The following is a 15,642-nucleotide window of genomic DNA, read 5'->3' on the forward strand; positions in this document are numbered from 1 at the left end:
GAGGCGGGGTTATCGGGTGGCGGCGTTCAGGCTGGCCAGGTAGGCACGCCAGCCGCCGAATTCGGTGATGTCCCGCGCCCCGTCCAGGCCGCGCGGTTCGCAGATGAAGCCCTTGACCAGGCGCCCGTCGGCCAGCTCCAGCGTGCCGATGCCCAGCGGCGCGGGAATCTCGGCCACGAACGCGCCGAAGGCCGTCACGGGCACGTCCCACAGCTCGACTTCGATGGCGGCGCCGCTGTCCATCTTCACCAGGCCCGGCTTGGGCGGCGTGGTGTTGGCCAGCGCGAAGAGCCGGTAGTCGCCGGCCGTTGCGGTCTTCTCCACGAACACCGCGTGGCGCGAGGTGAGCTGATGATTCAGCGGCATGCCGGTCAGGTGGGCGCCCACCACCGCGACGCGCACGGTGTCCGCGGACGGCGCGCCATCGGCCGCCAGCGCGGGCAGCGGCGCGCCCGTCGCGCCCAGCGGCAGTCCGCGGCGCGCCTGCCATTGCCTGCCGAACTGCGCCAGCGCGCGGTCCTGCCACGCCAATCCGATCAGCGTGATGCCCGAGGGCAGGCCATCGGCGCGCATGCCGGCGGGCACCGCCAGCGCGGACAGGTCGGCCAGGTTGGCGAAGTTGGTATAGACACCCAGGCGGGAATTGAGCGTGACGGGGTCCGCTTCCAGCTGGGCGATCGTGTAGATAGAAGGCGAGGTCGGCACGACCAGCGCGTCAAAGCCTTCGAGCGCGCGGTGAATCTGGCGGGTCAGCTCGGCGCGGCGGTACTCGGCCTTGAACGCGTCCAGCGCGCTGTAGTTCGCGGCCTGCTCGACGATGCCGCGCACGACCGGATTGATGGCGTCGGGGTTCTCGTTCCACAACGCCTGGACCGCGGCAAAGCGCTCGGCCACCCACGGTCCCTGGTACAGCAATGCCGCCAGTTCGCTGAACGGCGCGAAGTCGATGGCTTCGACCTGGGCGCCATCGGCGCGCAGCGCGCGCACGGCGTCGTCGAACACGGCGGCGGCTTGCGTGTCGCCAAAGAATTCCAGCGACGCCGGCACGGCCAGCCGCGGCGCCTTGGGCCACGGGCGCGCCGCGCCCGCCGGCACGCTGCGCGAATAGGGATCGGCGTCGTCATACCCGCCGGCCACCTGCGCAACCTTGTCGGCGTCGTCCACGGTCAGCGCGAAGATCGACACGCAGTCCAGCGTGCGGCACGCCGGCACCACGCCCGCGGTGCTGAGCCAGCCCTTGGTGGGCTTGAGCCCGACGATATTGTTGAAGCCCGCCGGCACGCGGCCCGAGCCCGCCGTATCCGTGCCCAACGAGAACGCCGCGATGCCGCGCGCGACCACCGACGCGGAGCCGGAACTGGAGCCGCCGCTTACGTAATCGGGATTGAACGTGTTGGCCACGGCGCCGTGCGGCGAGCGCGTTCCCACCAGGCCGGTCGCAAACTGGTCCAGATTGGTCTTGCCGATAAGGATGGCGCCGGCTGCGCGCAGGCGGCGCACGACGGTCGCGTCTTCTTGCGGCGTGTAGGCGAACGCGGGGCACGCCGCGGTGGTGGGCCAGCCCGCCGCATCGATGTTGTCCTTGATGGCAAACGGCACGCCATACAGCGGCAGGCGCGAGATGTCGCCGCCCGCCGCGGCCAGCAAGAGACGCAGGCCGTCGAGCTGCTCATCGAGCTGGACGCGGTCCACGCGCCGGATCCAGGCGTTGTCCTTGTCTGTGTTATCGCAGGGCTCGGCGGCGTAGCTGGCCAACAGCGCCTCGGGCTGCGCCCCGCCGCGATAGGCGGCCTGCCATTGCGCGATGGTCCAACCGGCGGGTTGCTTCTGCGTTGCTGCGGCATTCATGCTGGAATCCTTTCTTGTATACAAGTACGGATTCCCAAGCAATCTGCGTGCCATGTTGGCGGCGCGCGGCGCTTTCCCTCTGACGCGCGGCCAGACCGCACGCAAGCCGCCGATGCCGGTCCCCGCATCGGCCCGTGCGCCGCACCGGGATCGGGCGCATCGCGCACCTCTTTTGTGCAGACGGCACCGTTCTGAACGCACGCGCGCCGCGCCCCGGCCGCCACGCGCCTTCGCGTAAACCCACCCCCTTCATACAGCAGCGTGCAGCGTTGCCGGCACTTGGCACACGTTTTGCTTTTGACTCCTGTGCGACTGCTTTTTCTGAACGTTCTCGCCGGCCCGGCCGGCCTATTCCATCCAGGAGTCACCATGAAACGCAGACTAGCCCTTAAGCAACTGACCGCCGTGAGCCTGTTGGCCATGACCGGATGGATGCCGCAGGTTCACGCCGCCGAGGACACCATCAAGGTCGGCATCCTGCATTCGCTCTCGGGCACCATGGCCATCTCGGAAACGTCGCTCAAGGACGTGGCCCTGATGACCATCGACGAGATCAACGCCAACGGCGGCGTGATGGGCAAGAAGCTCGAAGCCGTGGTCGTCGACCCCGCGTCGAACTGGCCGCTGTTCGCCGAGAAGTCGCGCCAGCTCCTGTCGCAGGACAAGGTGGCCGTGGTCTTCGGCTGCTGGACCTCGGTATCGCGCAAGTCGGTGCTGCCGGTGTTCAAGGAACTGAACGGCCTGCTGTTCTACCCCGTGCAATACGAAGGCGAAGAGCTGGAAAAGAACGTGTTCTACACGGGCGCCGCGCCCAACCAGCAAGCCATTCCCGCCGTCGAATACGTGATGAGCGAAGACGGCGGCGGCGCCAAGCGCTTCGTGCTGCTGGGCACCGACTACGTCTACCCCCGCACCACCAACAAGATCCTGCGCGCCTTCCTGCATTCCAAGGGCGTGAAGGACAGCGACATCGACGAGGTCTACACCCCGTTCGGCCATTCCGACTACCAGACCATCGTCGCCAACATCAAGAAGTTCGCCACCGGCGGCAAGACCGCGGTCATCTCCACGATCAACGGCGACTCGAACGTGCCCTTCTACAAGGAACTGGGCAACGCGGGGCTGAAGGCCACAGATGTGCCGGTCGTCGCGTTCTCGGTGGGCGAAGAGGAATTGCGCGGCGTGGACACCAAGCCGCTGGTCGGCCACCTGGCCGCCTGGAACTACTTCCAGTCCGTCAAGAACCCCGTCAACGACGCGTTCATTGCCAAGTGGAAGGCCTACGCCAAGGCCAAGAACCTGCCCAACGCCAACACCGTCGTGACGAACGATCCGATGGAAGCCACCTACATCGGCATCCACATGTGGAAGCAGGCCGTCGAACAGGCCAAGACGACCGACGTCGACAAGGTGATCGCGGCGATGGGCGGCCAGAAGTTCAACGCGCCGGACGGCTACACCATCGAGATGGACAAGACCAACCACCACCTGCACAAGCCCGTCTACATCGGTGAGATCAAGGCGGACGGCCAGTTCAGCGTGGTCTGGAAGAGCAAGGGCCCGATCCGTGCCCAGCCGTGGAGCCCGTACATCCCGGGCAACGAAGGCAAGCAAGGCCTGTAGTCTCAACATCAAGGAAAAGGCAGCCATGCGCATCGCGGCAATCGCACACTTCTTGCGTCGTTTCCTTCTGGCATGGCTGCTGGCCGTGCCGGCGCTGGCCGCACCCGCGGCCGCCGCCGGCGTGGACCCCGCCCTGCTTGCGCCGCTGGCCGGCGACGACACCGACGCCAGGCTGCAAGCGATTGCCGCGCTGGGCCAACTGCCCGATCCGGGCGCCGCGGCGGTGCTGCAGGCGCTGGGTAGCGACCAGCTCTACGCCACCGCCGACGGCCGCGTGCTGATCGGCACGAGCGGCACGCGCGCCACCGATCCGTCCACGGGCACGGCCGTGGACCTGCCTGCGGATGCGGGCACGATTTCCATCAATAATCGCCTGCGCCGCGCCATCGAGGCCGCGTTGGCGGGATCGCGTCTGTTCTCCGACGACGCCAACGAACGGCTCGCCGCGGCCCGGCGGCTGCAGCAGACGGGTGACCCCGCGCGCCTGCCCATGCTGGAAAAGGCGCTGGCGGCGGAAAAGAACGAGGCCGTGCGCGCTGCGCTGCTGATCGCGCAGGCCAATCTGGAACAGAAAAGCGAAGACCCCGCCAAGCGCCGCCACGCCGTGCAAGTGCTGGGCGACACCCAGAACGCCGCGTTCCGGCCCACGCTGGCCGCCCTGACGCAGGAGCGCGATGGCACGTACGCAGAACCCGATGCCGGCGTGCGCGAGGCGGCGGCCAACGCGGTCAAGCAGATCGACCGGCACCTGGCCACGATCGAATGGGCGGGCAATCTGTTTTACGGCGTCAGCCTGGGCAGCGTGCTGCTGCTGGCGGCGCTGGGTCTTGCCATCACCTTCGGCCTGATGGGCGTCATCAACATGGCGCACGGCGAGCTGCTGATGATCGGCGCCTACGTGACGTATGTGGTGCAGACGCTCTTTCGCGCGTGGCTGCCGGGCTGGCTGGACTGGTATGTGGTGGCCGCACTGCCGCTCGCGTTCGTCGTGACGGCGCTGGTTGGCATGGCGCTGGAGCGCACCGTGATCCGCTGGCTGTATGGCCGTCCGCTGGAGACGCTGCTGGCCACCTGGGGCATCAGTCTGATGCTGATGCAGGGCGTGCGGTCGCTCTTCGGCGCGCAGAACGTGGAGGTCGGCAATCCCAGCTGGATGTCGGGCGGCGTGACCGTGCTGGGCGGGCTGGTGCTGACGTACAACCGGATCGTCATCATCGGCTTCGCATTCTTTGTGGTCTTTCTGGTGTGGGCGCTCTTGAACCACACGCGGCTGGGCCTCTTTGTGCGCGCCATCACGCAGAACCGGCGGATGGCTGACTGCGTGGGCGTGCCGACCGGCCGCATCGACATGCTGGCCTTCGGCCTGGGCTCGGGCATCGCCGGGCTGGCGGGCGTGGCGCTCTCGCAGCTGGGCAACGTGGGGCCCGACCTGGGCCGCGGCTACATCGTGGACTCGTTCATGGTGGTGGTGCTGGGCGGCGTGGGCCAGCTGGCCGGCACGGTCATCGCCGCGCTGGGCCTGGGCGGCGTGAATAAATTCCTGGAGCCTTACGCGGGAGCTGTCATGGCCAAGATCACCATCCTGGTGCTCATCGTGCTGTTCGTCCAAAAGCGGCCGCAAGGCCTGTTCGCCCCCAAGGGCCGGAGCGTCGAATGAAACAGACCGCGCTGACCGACCTGAACCTGCTGGCGCGCCGCCCGCTCTTCTCGAGCCGGGTGTGGGCCGCGCTGGCTGCGGGTGTTGTCCTGCTGGCCCTCCTGCCGCTGATGAATCTGTGGTTTCCGCCGGGCCATACGCTGCACGTGTCGGCCTATGCCGTGGCGTTGCTGGGCAAGTTCATGTGCTACGCCATGGCGGCGCTGGCGCTGGACCTGGTGTGGGGCTATGCGGGCATTCTGTCGCTGGGTCATGGCCTGTTCTTCGCGCTGGGCGGCTATGCGCACGGCATGTACCTGATGCGCGCCATCGGCCGCGACGGCGTCTACCAGAGCGACCTGCCCGACTTCATGGTGTTCCTGGACTGGAAGACCTACCCCTGGTATTGGTCCTTCACCGAGCACTTCTGGTACGCGATGCTGCTGGTGGTGCTGGTGCCCGGCGTGCTGGCGTTCGTGTTCGGCTACTTTGCGTTCCGTTCGCGCATCAAGGGCGTGTACTTCTCGATCATCACGCAGGCGCTGACCTTTGCCGCGATGCTGCTGTTCTTTCGCAACGACACGGGCTTTGGCGGCAACAACGGCTTTACCGACTTCAAGCGCATCCTGGGCTTTGACATCACCGCGCCGGGCACGCGCGCCACGCTTTACTGGGTGACGCTTGCCGCGCTGGCCGGCGCGCTGATCCTGGCGCGCGCGGTCACGCAAAGCAAGCTGGGGCGCGTGCTGACCGCCGTGCGCGACGCCGAGAGCCGCGTGCGGTTCATCGGCTACGACCCGCTGGGCTTCAAGCTGTTCGTGTGGACGCTGTCGGCCGTGCTGTGCGGCATCGCGGGCGCGCTGTACGTGCCGCAGGTGGGCATCATCAACCCGGGCGAAATGTCCACCGAGAACTCCATCGAAATGGTGATCTGGGTGGCCACGGGCGGACGCGGCACGCTGATCGGTCCCATCATCGGCGCGGGCGCCGTCAACGGACTGAAGACCTGGTTCACCAGCGTGCTGCCGGAATATTGGTTGTACGCGCTGGGTCTCATCTTCGTGCTGGTGACCCTGTTCCTGCCCACCGGCATCGTCGGTCTTGCCCGCCGCATCGCGGCCCGCATCCAGGAGAAGAAGGCATGACCACCACGCACACCGAATCGGCCATGCTGGACGGCGGCCCCAGCGGCGACGCCGGCTACGGCCGCGTCAGCCCCAAGGGCCTGGACACCAGCCACGGCGCGATCCTGTACCTGGAAGGCATCACGGTCAGCTTCGACGGCTTCAAGGCGCTGAACGACCTGACGCTGGACATCGGCGTGGGCGAGCTGCGCTGCATCATCGGTCCCAATGGCGCGGGCAAGACCACGATGATGGACGTGATCACCGGCAAGACCCGGCCCACGTCCGGCACGGCCTATTTTGGCCAGAGCATCGACCTGACCACGCTGAGCGAGGCGCAGATCGCGCACGCCGGCATCGGCCGCAAGTTCCAGCGCCCCACGGTGTTCGAGCAGCACACCGTGTTCGAGAACCTGGAGCTGGCCATGAAGACGGACAAGCGCGTGCGCCCCACCCTGTTCTCGCGGCTGACCAGCGAACAGGCCGACCGGATCGGCGAGACACTGGACCTGATCCGGCTGCGGCCCGAGGTCTGGCGCCCCGCGGGCCTGCTGTCGCACGGGCAGAAGCAGTGGCTGGAGATCGGCATGCTGCTGATGCAGGAACCGCAGCTGCTGCTGCTGGACGAACCCGTGGCGGGCATGACCGACGCCGAAACCGAACGCACCGGCGAACTCTTGAACGAACTGCGGGGCCGCCATTCCCTGATGGTGGTGGAACACGACATGGACTTCGTCAACCAGATCGCCGGCGACGGCAAGGTCACCGTGCTGCACGAAGGGTCCGTGCTGGCCGAGGGGCCGATGAGCCGCGTGCAGGCCGACCCGCGCGTGATCGAAGTCTATCTGGGGCGCTGAAAATGCTGGACGTAAGCACGATCGACCAATACTACGGCGGCAGCCACACCCTGCGCGGCGTGTCGCTGGCGGTGCGCCAAGGCGAATGCCTGGCGCTGCTGGGCCGCAATGGCGTGGGCAAGACGACACTGCTCAAGTGCGTGATGGGCGTGCTGCCCGTGGCGCGCGGCGGCATCACGTTCGACGGCGCCGACATTACCCGCCTGGCGCCGCACCAGCGCGCCGCGCGCGGCATGGCGTATGTGCCGCAGGGCCGCGACATCTTTGCGCGGCTGACGGTGGAAGAGAACATCCTGATGGGCATGGCGACCAAGCCCGCGGCCCGGGCCCGCCGCATCAAGGAAGAAATCTTCGAGCTGTTTCCCGTGCTGAAAAGCATGCTGTCGCGGCGGGGCGGCGACCTGTCGGGCGGGCAACAGCAGCAGCTGGCCATCGCGCGGGCGCTGGTGGCCGAGCCCAAGCTCATCATCCTGGACGAGCCCACGGAAGGCATCCAGCCATCCATCATCAAGGACATCGCGCGCGTTATCCACATGCTGCGCCAGCGCGGCGACATCGCGATCCTGCTGTGCGAACAGTATTTCGACTTCGCGCGCGAATTGGCCGACCAGTTCGTGGTGCTGTCGCGCGGCGAGGTGGTGGCCCGCGGCGGGCGCGACACGATCGACGGCGAGGACGTGCGGCGGCATCTATCGGTTTGAGGGGCGTCGCGGCGCTCATCGTTTGGCGCCGCGGATGGACTATGCTCCGGGTCTGCCAGTGCGCATTTGCATCACGCATTGGCATCGCGCATTGGCATTACGCAACACCCGAACAGGAGCTCTCATGTCCGACGTCACCATCTACCACAACCCCAAGTGCGGCACCTCGCGCAACACGCTGGGCCTGATCCGCAACGCAGGCATCGAGCCGCAGGTCGTGCTGTACCTGGAAACGCCGCCTTCGCGCGACACGCTCAAGGCGCTGTTCAAGCAGGCTGGCATCAGCGTGCGAGATGCGCTGCGCGAAAAGGGCACGCCGTATGCGGAACTGGGTCTGGACGACACGTCGCTGTCGGATGACGCGCTGCTCGATGCGATCGAACAGCATCCCATTCTTTTGAACCGCCCCTTCGTGTCGACGCCGCTGGGCGCCAAGCTGTGCCGGCCGTGCGAAGGGGTGTTGGACATTCTTCCGTCCCCGCAACAAGGCGCGTTCGCCAAGGAAAGCGGCGAGCCCGTCATCGACGCGCAAGGCAATCGCATCCAGAAGTAAAAACGGCCGCATCGAAGCGCTTTGCAAGGGAACTGACGGGTACGGTCATTACCATCGCGGCAACCGAATTATTACGCCGCGATGACGTGTCATGGACTTCCTGGAAAGCCTCAATCAGTCCCTTTTTCTTTCGATCAATGCCGACCCCGCCACGCCCGCGTGGCGGATCCACGCCGCTATGCTTTTGGCAAACAAGCTCATCCTGCTGGTTCCGGGCGTCATGGCCGCCGTGTGGCTGTGGGGCAGACAAGCCCAGCGCAGCCTGATGCTCAAGGCGCTGGCCAGCGTCGCCGTGGCCCTGGGGCTCAGCTACGTGTGCGGCGCGCTATGGCCGCATCCGCGTCCCTTCGTGATCGGCCTGGGCCACGTCTTCTTCGCCCACAAGCCCACATCGTCGTTCCCCAGCAATCACACGATCATCATCGCCGCCTTCGCCTTCGCGCTGATCCTGGACCGGCGCTGGGCGGGATGGGGCTGGCTCGCGTTGGCGGGCGCCTTGCTGGTGGGGACGTCGCGCGTGTATCTGGGTGTGCATTTCCCGCTGGATATCGTGGGCGGGATGCTGCTGGCGCCCCTGGCGGCGGCCATCACGGTGCCGGTGTGGCAACGCGCGGGCGAACCGCTGACGGGCGTGGCGCAGGTGGTGTACCGCAAGGTGCTGGCCCTGCCGATTGCGCGCGGATGGATCCGGGGGTAACGGGGGCCGCGACAGCCGTCGCGGCCCCCCTGCCGCTTAATTGATCGCGACCTTGGCTTCCTTGACCAGCTTCGCGTAATTGGTGGTGTCGGCGCCGATGCGCGCCTTCATTTCGGCGGGCGTGTCGCCGATCGGCACCGCGCCGATCTCGGCCATGCGCCGCGTGAAGTCCGGCGAATGGATGATCTTCACCATCTCGGCATTGAGCCGGTCTACCACGTCCTTGGGCGCCGCCGCGGGCGCCAGCACGCCGAACCACGTGCCCATGTTGAACGGCTTCAAGCCCGCCTCTTCCATTGTCGGCACGTCCGGCAGGGCGGCCGAACGCTGGTTGGTGGTCACGGCCAGCGCGCGCAGCTTGCCGCTCTGGATGTGCGCAAGTACCGGGGTGATGGTGTCGAACGACATGTCGATCTGTCCGCCCAGCAGGTCGGTCGTCAGCGGCCCGCTGCCCTTGTACGGCACATGCAACAGCTGCACGTTGCCCGCGCGCTCGAATTGCGCGCCGATCAGGTGCTGGCCCGTGCCCATGCCGTTGGACCCGTAGGTCAGCTTGCCGGGCGAGGCCTGCGCCAGCTTCAGCAGCGAAGCCACGTCCTTGGCCGGCAGTTTGGGATTGACGACCAGCACATTCGGCACGAGCGCCACGGTGGTGACCGGTGCGAAGTCCTTCTGGAAGTCGTAGTTCAGGTTCTTGTACACGCTGGTGGCGATGGTGTGATGCACCGCGCCCATCAGCAGCGTGTAGCCGTCCGGCGCGGCCTTGGCCACGTAGTCGGCGCCCAGCGTCGACCCCGCCCCCGGCTTGTTCTCCACCACCACCGGCTGACCCAGACTTTTGGCTAGCTCCTGCCCCAGTGCGCGCGCCAGCACATCCGTCGTGCCGCCGGCCGGAAACGGCACGACGAGGTTCACCGGGCGCGTCGGATAGGACTGCGCCTGCGCGCCGCCCGCGAATGAAACGCCGATCAGGCAGGCGAACGCCAAGGCGCGCGCCGTCATCGCTTTCTTTTGCATGAGTTGTCTCCTGACTACGAATGAGCTTCGCTTGTTGTTGTGTTGCCCGGTGCGGGCGTCGGATCTGATGTCCTCGTACCTGCACCCGGAATCCCGCTACGCCGCCTTGGCCTGTGCCGATTCGGACAGCTTTTTGCAGACCGCCTTGGTCACCTGCTCGGTCGTCGCGCGGCCGCCCAGGTCGCCGGTGTGCAGCGCGGGATCGGCGGTGACGCTTTCGATGGCCTGCATCAGCCGTGCAGCCGCTTCGGTTTCGCCCAGGTGCTCCAGCAGCATCACCACCGACCAGAAGGTTCCGACCGGATTGGCCAGGCCCTTGCCCATGATGTCGAAGGCCGAGCCGTGGATGGGTTCGAACATCGACGGATAGCGCCGCTCGGGATCGATGTTGCCCGTGGGCGCGATGCCCAGGCTGCCGGCCAGCGCCGCCGCCAGGTCGCTCAGGATGTCGGCGTGCAGGTTGGTGGCAACGATGGTGTCCAGCGACGCAGGTCGGTTGACCATGCGCGCGGTGGCCGCATCGACCAGCTCCTTGTCCCAGGTCACGTCCGGAAACTCGCGGCTGACCTGCACGGCGATCTCGTCCCACATCACCATGGCATGGCGCTGCGCGTTGGACTTGGTGACGACGGTCAACAGCTTGCGCGGGCGCGACTGCGCCAGCTTGAACGCAAAGCGCAGGATGCGCTCGACGCCGGCGCGCGTCATGATCGACACGTCGGTCGCAGCCTCGATGGGATGGCCCTGATGCACGCGGCCGCCCACGCCGGAGTATTCGCCTTCGGAGTTCTCGCGCACGATCACCCAGTTCAGCTGTTCGGGCGTGCAGCGCTTGAGCGGCGCGTCGATGCCCGGCAGGATGCGCGTGGGACGCACGTTCGCGTACTGGTCAAAGCCCTGGCAGATCTTCAGGCGCAGGCCCCACAGCGTGATGTGATCGGCGATGTCGGGGTCGCCCGCCGAGCCGAACAGGATCGCGTCTTTGTCGCGCAGCGCGTCCAGCCCATCGGCCGGCATCATGACGCCATGCTTGCGGTAATAGTCTCCGCCCCAGTCGAAATCCTGGAACTCGAAACGCAGCCCGCCCTGGGCCGCCAGTTCCTGCATGACGCGCTGGCCGGCAGGAATCACTTCCTTGCCGATGCCGTCGCCGGGGATGGTTGCAATGCGATAGATCTTCATGGTGCCAGCGCTCCGTGCGGGGTGAATGCTGCTGGCACTGTACCGAGCGCGACGCGAGGCGCACGCGCCCAGATTCACAACATTTTCAACCTGAAGTTGAAAATGCGGGGTGGGCCGACGACGGCGGCTGCGCGCTGCGCCAGTCCGCCTCGTGCGCCAGCAGCCAGCGCTTGCGGGCCAGGCCGCCGCCGTACCCGGTCAGCGCGGCGTTGGCGCCGATCACGCGGTGACACGGAATCACGATGTCCACCGGATTGGCGCCATTGGCCAGCCCGACCGCGCGCACCGCCGTGGGCCGCGCGATCCGCGCCGCAAGCGTGCCGTAGCTGATGGTGCAGCCGCCGTCGATGCCGCGCAGCGCGTGCCAGACCTGCTGCTGGAACGGCGTGCCGCCAAAGGCGACCGGAAGCGCCGAGATGGCGTCCACATCGCCGTCGAAATACGCTCGCAACGCGCGGACCGTGCGCTGGCGGTTTTCGGACAGCTGTGTGACATTCACATCCCCGTCCGAAATCCGCTAGATCTTGTCCGCCCGGCGGCGTTAGCATCGCCTCATGAACCTGAACCACGATGCCTGCTACAGCGCCATCCAGGTGCGCGACGCCCGCTACGACGGCCGCTTCTTCACGGCCGTTAAAACCACGCGCATCTACTGCCGGCCGGTCTGTCCGGCGCGCACGCCCCTGTCCAAGAACGTCACGTTCTTCTCGACCGCCGCGGCCGCGCAAGAGGCGGGTTTCCACCCGTGCCTGCGCTGCCGTCCGGAAACGGCGCCCGAACTGGGCCCTGGCCACGAACTGCCGGCCAGCGTGACGCGCGCGCTGCAGCGCATCGAACTGGGCGCGCTGGACGAGGCCGGCGTCGATGTGCTGGCGCAGCGCCTGGGCATCGGCGAACGGCAGTTGCGCCGCCAATTCCGCCAGCATCTGGGGGCCTCGCCCGTCGCGTTCGCACAGACGCGCCGCGTGCTGCTGGCCAAGCAGCTCATCCACGAAACGCAGCTTCCCATGGCCGAGATCGCGTTCGCTGCCGGTTTCGGCAGCATCCGCCGCTTCAACGAGGTGTTCCTGGACCTGTTCGGCCGCGCGCCCGGCGAATTGCGGCGTTCAGGCAAGCCGGAAGTGCCTGCCGGACGGGACGGAGAAATCAAGCTGTTGCTGCGTTATCGCCCCCCCTACGACTGGGACGCCATGCTGGCCTTCCTGCGGCTGCGCGCGATCCCCGGGGTGGAATCCGTGACCGGCGACACCTATGCGCGCACCATCAGCCTGGACGGCGCGCAGGGCACGGTCACGGTCCGGCCGGGCGCCGGCGACGCGCTGCACGTGACGGTGCGCTTTCCCCGCCTGCAATCGCTGCCCGCGATCATTGCGCGCCTGCGCCGCGTCTTTGATCTGGCCAGCGACCCCACGGCCATTGCCGCGCAGTTTGCCGCCGATCCGGTCATGACGGGGCTGATGCACGCGCGGCCGGGCTTGCGCGTGCCGGGCGCGTGGGACGGGTTTGAACTCGCCATGCGCGCGGTGCTGGGCCAACAGATCACGGTGGCCGCGGCCATCCGGCTGGCCGGCAAGCTGGTGGCGGCGCACGGCGCGCCGCTGACGCAACCGGACAGTGCGCTGACCCATGTGTTCCCCGAGCCCGCAACGGTGGCCGCCGCCGAGCTGGCATCGCTGGGCATGCCGCGCAGCCGCGCGGCGACATTGTCGGCGGTGGCCGCAGCCGCCGTCGCGGACCCGCATCTCTTTGACGCCGCGGTCGATCTGGAAGACGCGGTGCGGCGGCTGCGCACCATACGCGGCGTGGGGGAATGGACGGCGCAGTACATTGCGCTACGGCAATTGCGCGAACCGGATGCGTTTCCGCATGCAGACATCGGCCTGATCCGCGCACTGGAAAAGCTGGAATCCCGGCCCTACACGCCCGCACAGCTGCTGGCGCGGTCCGAGGCCTGGCGGCCGTGGCGCGCCTATGCGGCGCAGCACCTTTGGACGGCCTGACCACCGCTCGGGCGGCCGGCCTTCACCAACGCCCCTCCGAGCCTTCGCCAAAATACGCCACCAGAAAGTCCACGAACACGCGCACCTTCGCGGACAGGTGATGCCGTTCGGGGAACACCGCGTAGATGTCGGCCTGCGGCAGCGCATAGTCTTCCAGCACCTGCACCAGACGGCCGCTGCGCAGGTAGCGGGCCAGATCCCATTCGGCGCGTTGCAGGATGCCCAGGCCCGCCAGCCCCCAAGTCAGCGTGACCTCGCCGTCGTTGCTGCTGAGATTGCCGCGCACCTTCACGGTTTCGCTGCGCCGGCCGCGGGTGAACCGCCACAGGCCATAGGCCGCCTCGTTCTGGCGCAGCACGATGCACTGATGCCGCGCCAGGTCGTGCGGCGTGGCCGGCGTGCCGTGTTTTTTCAGGTAGCCGGGCGACGCGCAGACCAGGCGGCGGTTGGGCGCGATCTTGCGGGCGATCAGGCTGGTGTCGGGTAGATCGCCGAAGCGCACGGCAACGTCGAAGGCCTCGCGCACAAAGTCGGCGGGCCGGTCGGTCAGCTGCAATTGCAGCGAGACTTCGGGGTATTTCTGCGCGAATTCCGCGATGGCGGGCGCGATGTAACTGCGCCCGAAACCGAGCGGCGCATTGACCTTGAGCAGCCCGCGCGGCGCGGCCTGCCGGCTGGCGATGAGCGCATCCAGATCGTCGATTTCGCCCAGGATGCGGCGGGCGTTTTCCAGGTAGACCTCGCCCTCTGCGGTAAGGCTCAGGCGCCGCGTGCTGCGGTTGAACAGCCGCACGCCCAGCCGCGCCTCGATCTGCGCGAGGCGCTTGCTGACCGCGGCGGGCGTGACGTCAAGCTCGCGCGCCGCGGCCGACATGCCGCCCGCGCGCGCAAGTTCCACGACAAGAAGCAGCTCGCCGGAATGGCCCATCGGTGTGGACCGGCCGCTCAGTCGCGGAAGTTCTCGAACTGCAGCGGCAGGTCGACGTCGGTCTTTTTCAGCAGCGCGATGGCGGTCTGCAGGTCGTCACGCTTCTTGCCGGAGATGCGCAGCTTGTCGCCATTGATCTGCGATTCGACCTTGAGCTTGGCGTTCTTGATGGCGGCAATGAGCTTCTTGGCCACGGGCTGCTCGATACCCTGCTTGATCGTGACCTTCTGGCGGGCGCCGCCCAGGTTTTCGAGCGGGTCGGCCACATCCAGGCAGCGCACGTCGATGCCGCGCGCAGACAGGCGGCCGCGCAGGATGTCCAGCATCTGCTTGAGCTGGAACGCGCTGGACGCGACCTGGGTCACGACGAAGCCTTCGAGTTCGAACTTGGCGTCCGTGCCCTTGAAATCGAAGCGCGTGGCCAGTTCGCGGTTGGCCTGGTCGACGGCGTTGGCCAGTTCGTGTTTGTCGACTTCGGAGACGACGTCAAAAGTGGGCATGACACGGGATCCTGTGAAAATTGGCGGAAAAATGCAATGCCCGCCATTTTACCGGCCTCGCGCGCGGCGTCACGCCGTCATGCCATCACCACCAGCAGGCGCTCGGGTTGCAAGGGATGCGGCATGACGTGGGCGTCGATACCGTAGGCCAGGAACAGGTTCCGCGGGGTCAGCACCTGCGCCGGCGTGCCCGCCGCAATGGCGCGGCCGCCGCACAGCAGCAACAGGCGGTCGCACCAGCGCGCCGCCAGATTCATGTCGTGCAGGATCACCAGTACCCCCGTATCGCCATCGTGGGCCAGACCCGCCGCCACGCGCAGTAGATCGCCCTGGTGCTTGGGGTCCAGGCTGGCGGTGGGCTCGTCCAGCAGCAGATAGCGCGGTTCGCCCTGCCCGCGCGCCGCCTTGCACTGCACCAGCACCCGGGCGAATTGCACGCGCTGCTGCTCGCCGCCGGACAGCTCGGGGTAACGGCGCGCGCACAGATGCGCCACGTCGGCCCAGCCCAGCGCCTGCTCCACCAGCGCGTCCACCTGCGCGGGCGACAGCTCCGGAAACGGATAGGCGCCCATCCCCACCACCTCGCGCACGTCCAGATCGAAACTGAGCCCGGGCTTTTGCGGCAGCACCGCGCGCAAGCGGGCCTGCTGGCGGTGCGCCAGCCGCCGCACGTCGGCATCGCCCAGCCGGACCGTGCCCGAATCGGGCGCCAGTTCGGACGACATTGCCCCCAGCAGCGTCGACTTGCCCGCGCCGTTGGCGCCCAGCAGGCCCACCACTTCGCCGGGCCGCACCGCCAGCGACACCTTGTCCAGGATGCGGCTGGCCCCGCGCGTCAGCACCAACTCATCGGCCGCGAGCATCATCCATGCCTCCGGCCGCGCGCCAGCAGCCACAAGAAAAATCTATGGTCAGCCCGATTTTTGCAAGCGGGTTTGTGTTGGCGTAAATTGGGCTTTGCTCAAATCTATTCGGA

The 15,642-nt window shown here is 67.4% G+C and carries 15 protein-coding genes; 8 read left to right on the plus strand and 7 right to left on the minus strand.

Annotation, left to right across the window (positions count from 1 at the left end):
* Positions 1 to 9: 9 nt before the first annotated feature.
* Positions 10 to 1,848, minus strand: coding sequence for an allophanate hydrolase (gene atzF / locus KVT32_RS13385; RefSeq protein ID WP_152382346.1), 1,839 nt, complete (start codon positions 1,846 to 1,848; stop codon positions 10 to 12).
* 369 nt (positions 1,849 to 2,217) lie between these two features.
* On the opposite strand from atzF, the gene urtA reads away from it, so the two are divergent.
* The 7 genes from urtA to KVT32_RS13420 all read left to right on the plus strand — a co-directional run bounded on the left by urtA (position 2,218) and on the right by KVT32_RS13420 (position 9,039).
* A complete protein-coding gene (gene urtA / locus KVT32_RS13390; protein WP_217618360.1) occupies positions 2,218 to 3,471 on the plus strand; it encodes an urea ABC transporter substrate-binding protein in 1,254 nt (417 codons plus the stop codon).
* Between the two features lie 25 nt (positions 3,472 to 3,496).
* Entirely contained in the window at positions 3,497 to 5,128 is a 1,632-nt protein-coding gene (urtB, locus tag KVT32_RS13395; protein ID WP_217618361.1) for an urea ABC transporter permease subunit UrtB, read from the plus strand.
* Positions 5,125 to 6,252, plus strand: a complete 1,128-nt coding sequence (urtC, locus tag KVT32_RS13400) for an urea ABC transporter permease subunit UrtC (protein ID WP_217618362.1) — start codon at positions 5,125 to 5,127, stop codon at positions 6,250 to 6,252. Before urtB ends, urtC begins: the two co-directional genes overlap by 4 nt.
* Positions 6,249 to 7,088 (plus strand): urea ABC transporter ATP-binding protein UrtD, encoded by an 840-nt coding sequence (gene urtD / locus KVT32_RS13405; RefSeq protein ID WP_062838708.1) that lies wholly within the window; start codon positions 6,249 to 6,251, stop codon positions 7,086 to 7,088. Before urtC ends, urtD begins: the two co-directional genes overlap by 4 nt.
* Before the next feature lie 2 nt (positions 7,089 to 7,090).
* Positions 7,091 to 7,789 carry an urea ABC transporter ATP-binding subunit UrtE gene (gene urtE / locus KVT32_RS13410; protein ID WP_152382350.1) on the plus strand — a complete coding sequence of 233 codons (699 nt, stop codon included), beginning with the start codon at positions 7,091 to 7,093 and terminating at the stop codon, positions 7,787 to 7,789.
* 124 nt (positions 7,790 to 7,913) lie between these two features.
* Positions 7,914 to 8,342, plus strand: coding sequence for an arsenate reductase (glutaredoxin) (arsC, locus tag KVT32_RS13415; protein WP_063952080.1), 429 nt, complete (start codon positions 7,914 to 7,916; stop codon positions 8,340 to 8,342).
* Between the two features lie 178 nt (positions 8,343 to 8,520).
* Positions 8,521 to 9,039, plus strand: a complete 519-nt coding sequence (locus KVT32_RS13420; RefSeq protein WP_254636870.1) for an undecaprenyl-diphosphatase — start codon at positions 8,521 to 8,523, stop codon at positions 9,037 to 9,039.
* 36 nt (positions 9,040 to 9,075) lie between these two features.
* Here the strand turns inward: KVT32_RS13420 and KVT32_RS13425 are convergent, their stop codons facing one another.
* The 3 genes from KVT32_RS13425 to KVT32_RS13435 all read right to left on the minus strand — a co-directional run bounded on the left by KVT32_RS13425 (position 9,076) and on the right by KVT32_RS13435 (position 11,737).
* Positions 9,076 to 10,056: a tripartite tricarboxylate transporter substrate binding protein gene (locus KVT32_RS13425; protein WP_056326439.1), complete on the minus strand. Its 981-nt coding sequence runs from the start codon at positions 10,054 to 10,056 to the stop codon at positions 9,076 to 9,078.
* 96 nt (positions 10,057 to 10,152) lie between these two features.
* Entirely contained in the window at positions 10,153 to 11,238 is a 1,086-nt protein-coding gene (locus tag KVT32_RS13430) for a tartrate dehydrogenase (RefSeq protein ID WP_217618364.1), read from the minus strand.
* A gap of 85 nt (positions 11,239 to 11,323) precedes the next feature.
* On the minus strand, positions 11,324 to 11,737 hold the full coding sequence (locus KVT32_RS13435; protein WP_371825584.1) for a methylated-DNA--[protein]-cysteine S-methyltransferase: 414 nt from the start codon (positions 11,735 to 11,737) through the stop codon (positions 11,324 to 11,326).
* A gap of 55 nt (positions 11,738 to 11,792) precedes the next feature.
* On the opposite strand from KVT32_RS13435, the gene KVT32_RS13440 reads away from it, so the two are divergent.
* On the plus strand, positions 11,793 to 13,238 hold the full coding sequence (locus tag KVT32_RS13440; RefSeq protein ID WP_152382355.1) for an AlkA N-terminal domain-containing protein: 1,446 nt from the start codon (positions 11,793 to 11,795) through the stop codon (positions 13,236 to 13,238).
* Between the two features lie 22 nt (positions 13,239 to 13,260).
* Here the strand turns inward: KVT32_RS13440 and KVT32_RS13445 are convergent, their stop codons facing one another.
* The 3 genes from KVT32_RS13445 to KVT32_RS13455 all read right to left on the minus strand — a co-directional run bounded on the left by KVT32_RS13445 (position 13,261) and on the right by KVT32_RS13455 (position 15,532).
* Entirely contained in the window at positions 13,261 to 14,166 is a 906-nt protein-coding gene (locus tag KVT32_RS13445) for a LysR family transcriptional regulator (RefSeq protein WP_056326428.1), read from the minus strand.
* A gap of 17 nt (positions 14,167 to 14,183) precedes the next feature.
* The gene (locus tag KVT32_RS13450) at positions 14,184 to 14,666 is read right to left on the minus strand and encodes a YajQ family cyclic di-GMP-binding protein (RefSeq protein WP_056326426.1); all 483 of its coding nucleotides are present in this window, start codon (positions 14,664 to 14,666) and stop codon (positions 14,184 to 14,186) included.
* Positions 14,667 to 14,743: 77 nt separating this feature from the next.
* A complete protein-coding gene (locus KVT32_RS13455; protein ID WP_152382356.1) occupies positions 14,744 to 15,532 on the minus strand; it encodes a heme ABC transporter ATP-binding protein in 789 nt (262 codons plus the stop codon).
* Between the last annotated feature and the right edge of the window lie 110 nt (positions 15,533 to 15,642).

Source organism: Achromobacter sp. GbtcB20 (assembly GCF_019091095.1).
In the GTDB taxonomy this organism is placed as follows: domain Bacteria; phylum Pseudomonadota; class Gammaproteobacteria; order Burkholderiales; family Burkholderiaceae_B; genus Achromobacter; species Achromobacter mucicolens.

Coding starts and splice junctions, on each gene's coding strand:
- atzF (WP_152382346.1), bottom strand. CDS start 1,848: ATGAATGCCGCAGCAACGCAGAAGCAACCCGCCGGTTGGACCATCGCG.
- urtA (WP_217618360.1), top strand. CDS start 2,218: ATGAAACGCAGACTAGCCCTTAAGCAACTGACCGCCGTGAGCCTGTTG.
- urtB (WP_217618361.1), top strand. CDS start 3,497: ATGCGCATCGCGGCAATCGCACACTTCTTGCGTCGTTTCCTTCTGGCA.
- urtC (WP_217618362.1), top strand. CDS start 5,125: ATGAAACAGACCGCGCTGACCGACCTGAACCTGCTGGCGCGCCGCCCG.
- urtD (WP_062838708.1), top strand. CDS start 6,249: ATGACCACCACGCACACCGAATCGGCCATGCTGGACGGCGGCCCCAGC.
- urtE (WP_152382350.1), top strand. CDS start 7,091: ATGCTGGACGTAAGCACGATCGACCAATACTACGGCGGCAGCCACACC.
- arsC (WP_063952080.1), top strand. CDS start 7,914: ATGTCCGACGTCACCATCTACCACAACCCCAAGTGCGGCACCTCGCGC.
- KVT32_RS13420 (WP_254636870.1), top strand. CDS start 8,521: ATGCTTTTGGCAAACAAGCTCATCCTGCTGGTTCCGGGCGTCATGGCC.
- KVT32_RS13425 (WP_056326439.1), bottom strand. CDS start 10,056: ATGCAAAAGAAAGCGATGACGGCGCGCGCCTTGGCGTTCGCCTGCCTG.
- KVT32_RS13430 (WP_217618364.1), bottom strand. CDS start 11,238: ATGAAGATCTATCGCATTGCAACCATCCCCGGCGACGGCATCGGCAAG.
- KVT32_RS13440 (WP_152382355.1), top strand. CDS start 11,793: ATGAACCTGAACCACGATGCCTGCTACAGCGCCATCCAGGTGCGCGAC.
- KVT32_RS13445 (WP_056326428.1), bottom strand. CDS start 14,166: ATGGGCCATTCCGGCGAGCTGCTTCTTGTCGTGGAACTTGCGCGCGCG.
- KVT32_RS13450 (WP_056326426.1), bottom strand. CDS start 14,666: ATGCCCACTTTTGACGTCGTCTCCGAAGTCGACAAACACGAACTGGCC.
- KVT32_RS13455 (WP_152382356.1), bottom strand. CDS start 15,532: ATGATGCTCGCGGCCGATGAGTTGGTGCTGACGCGCGGGGCCAGCCGC.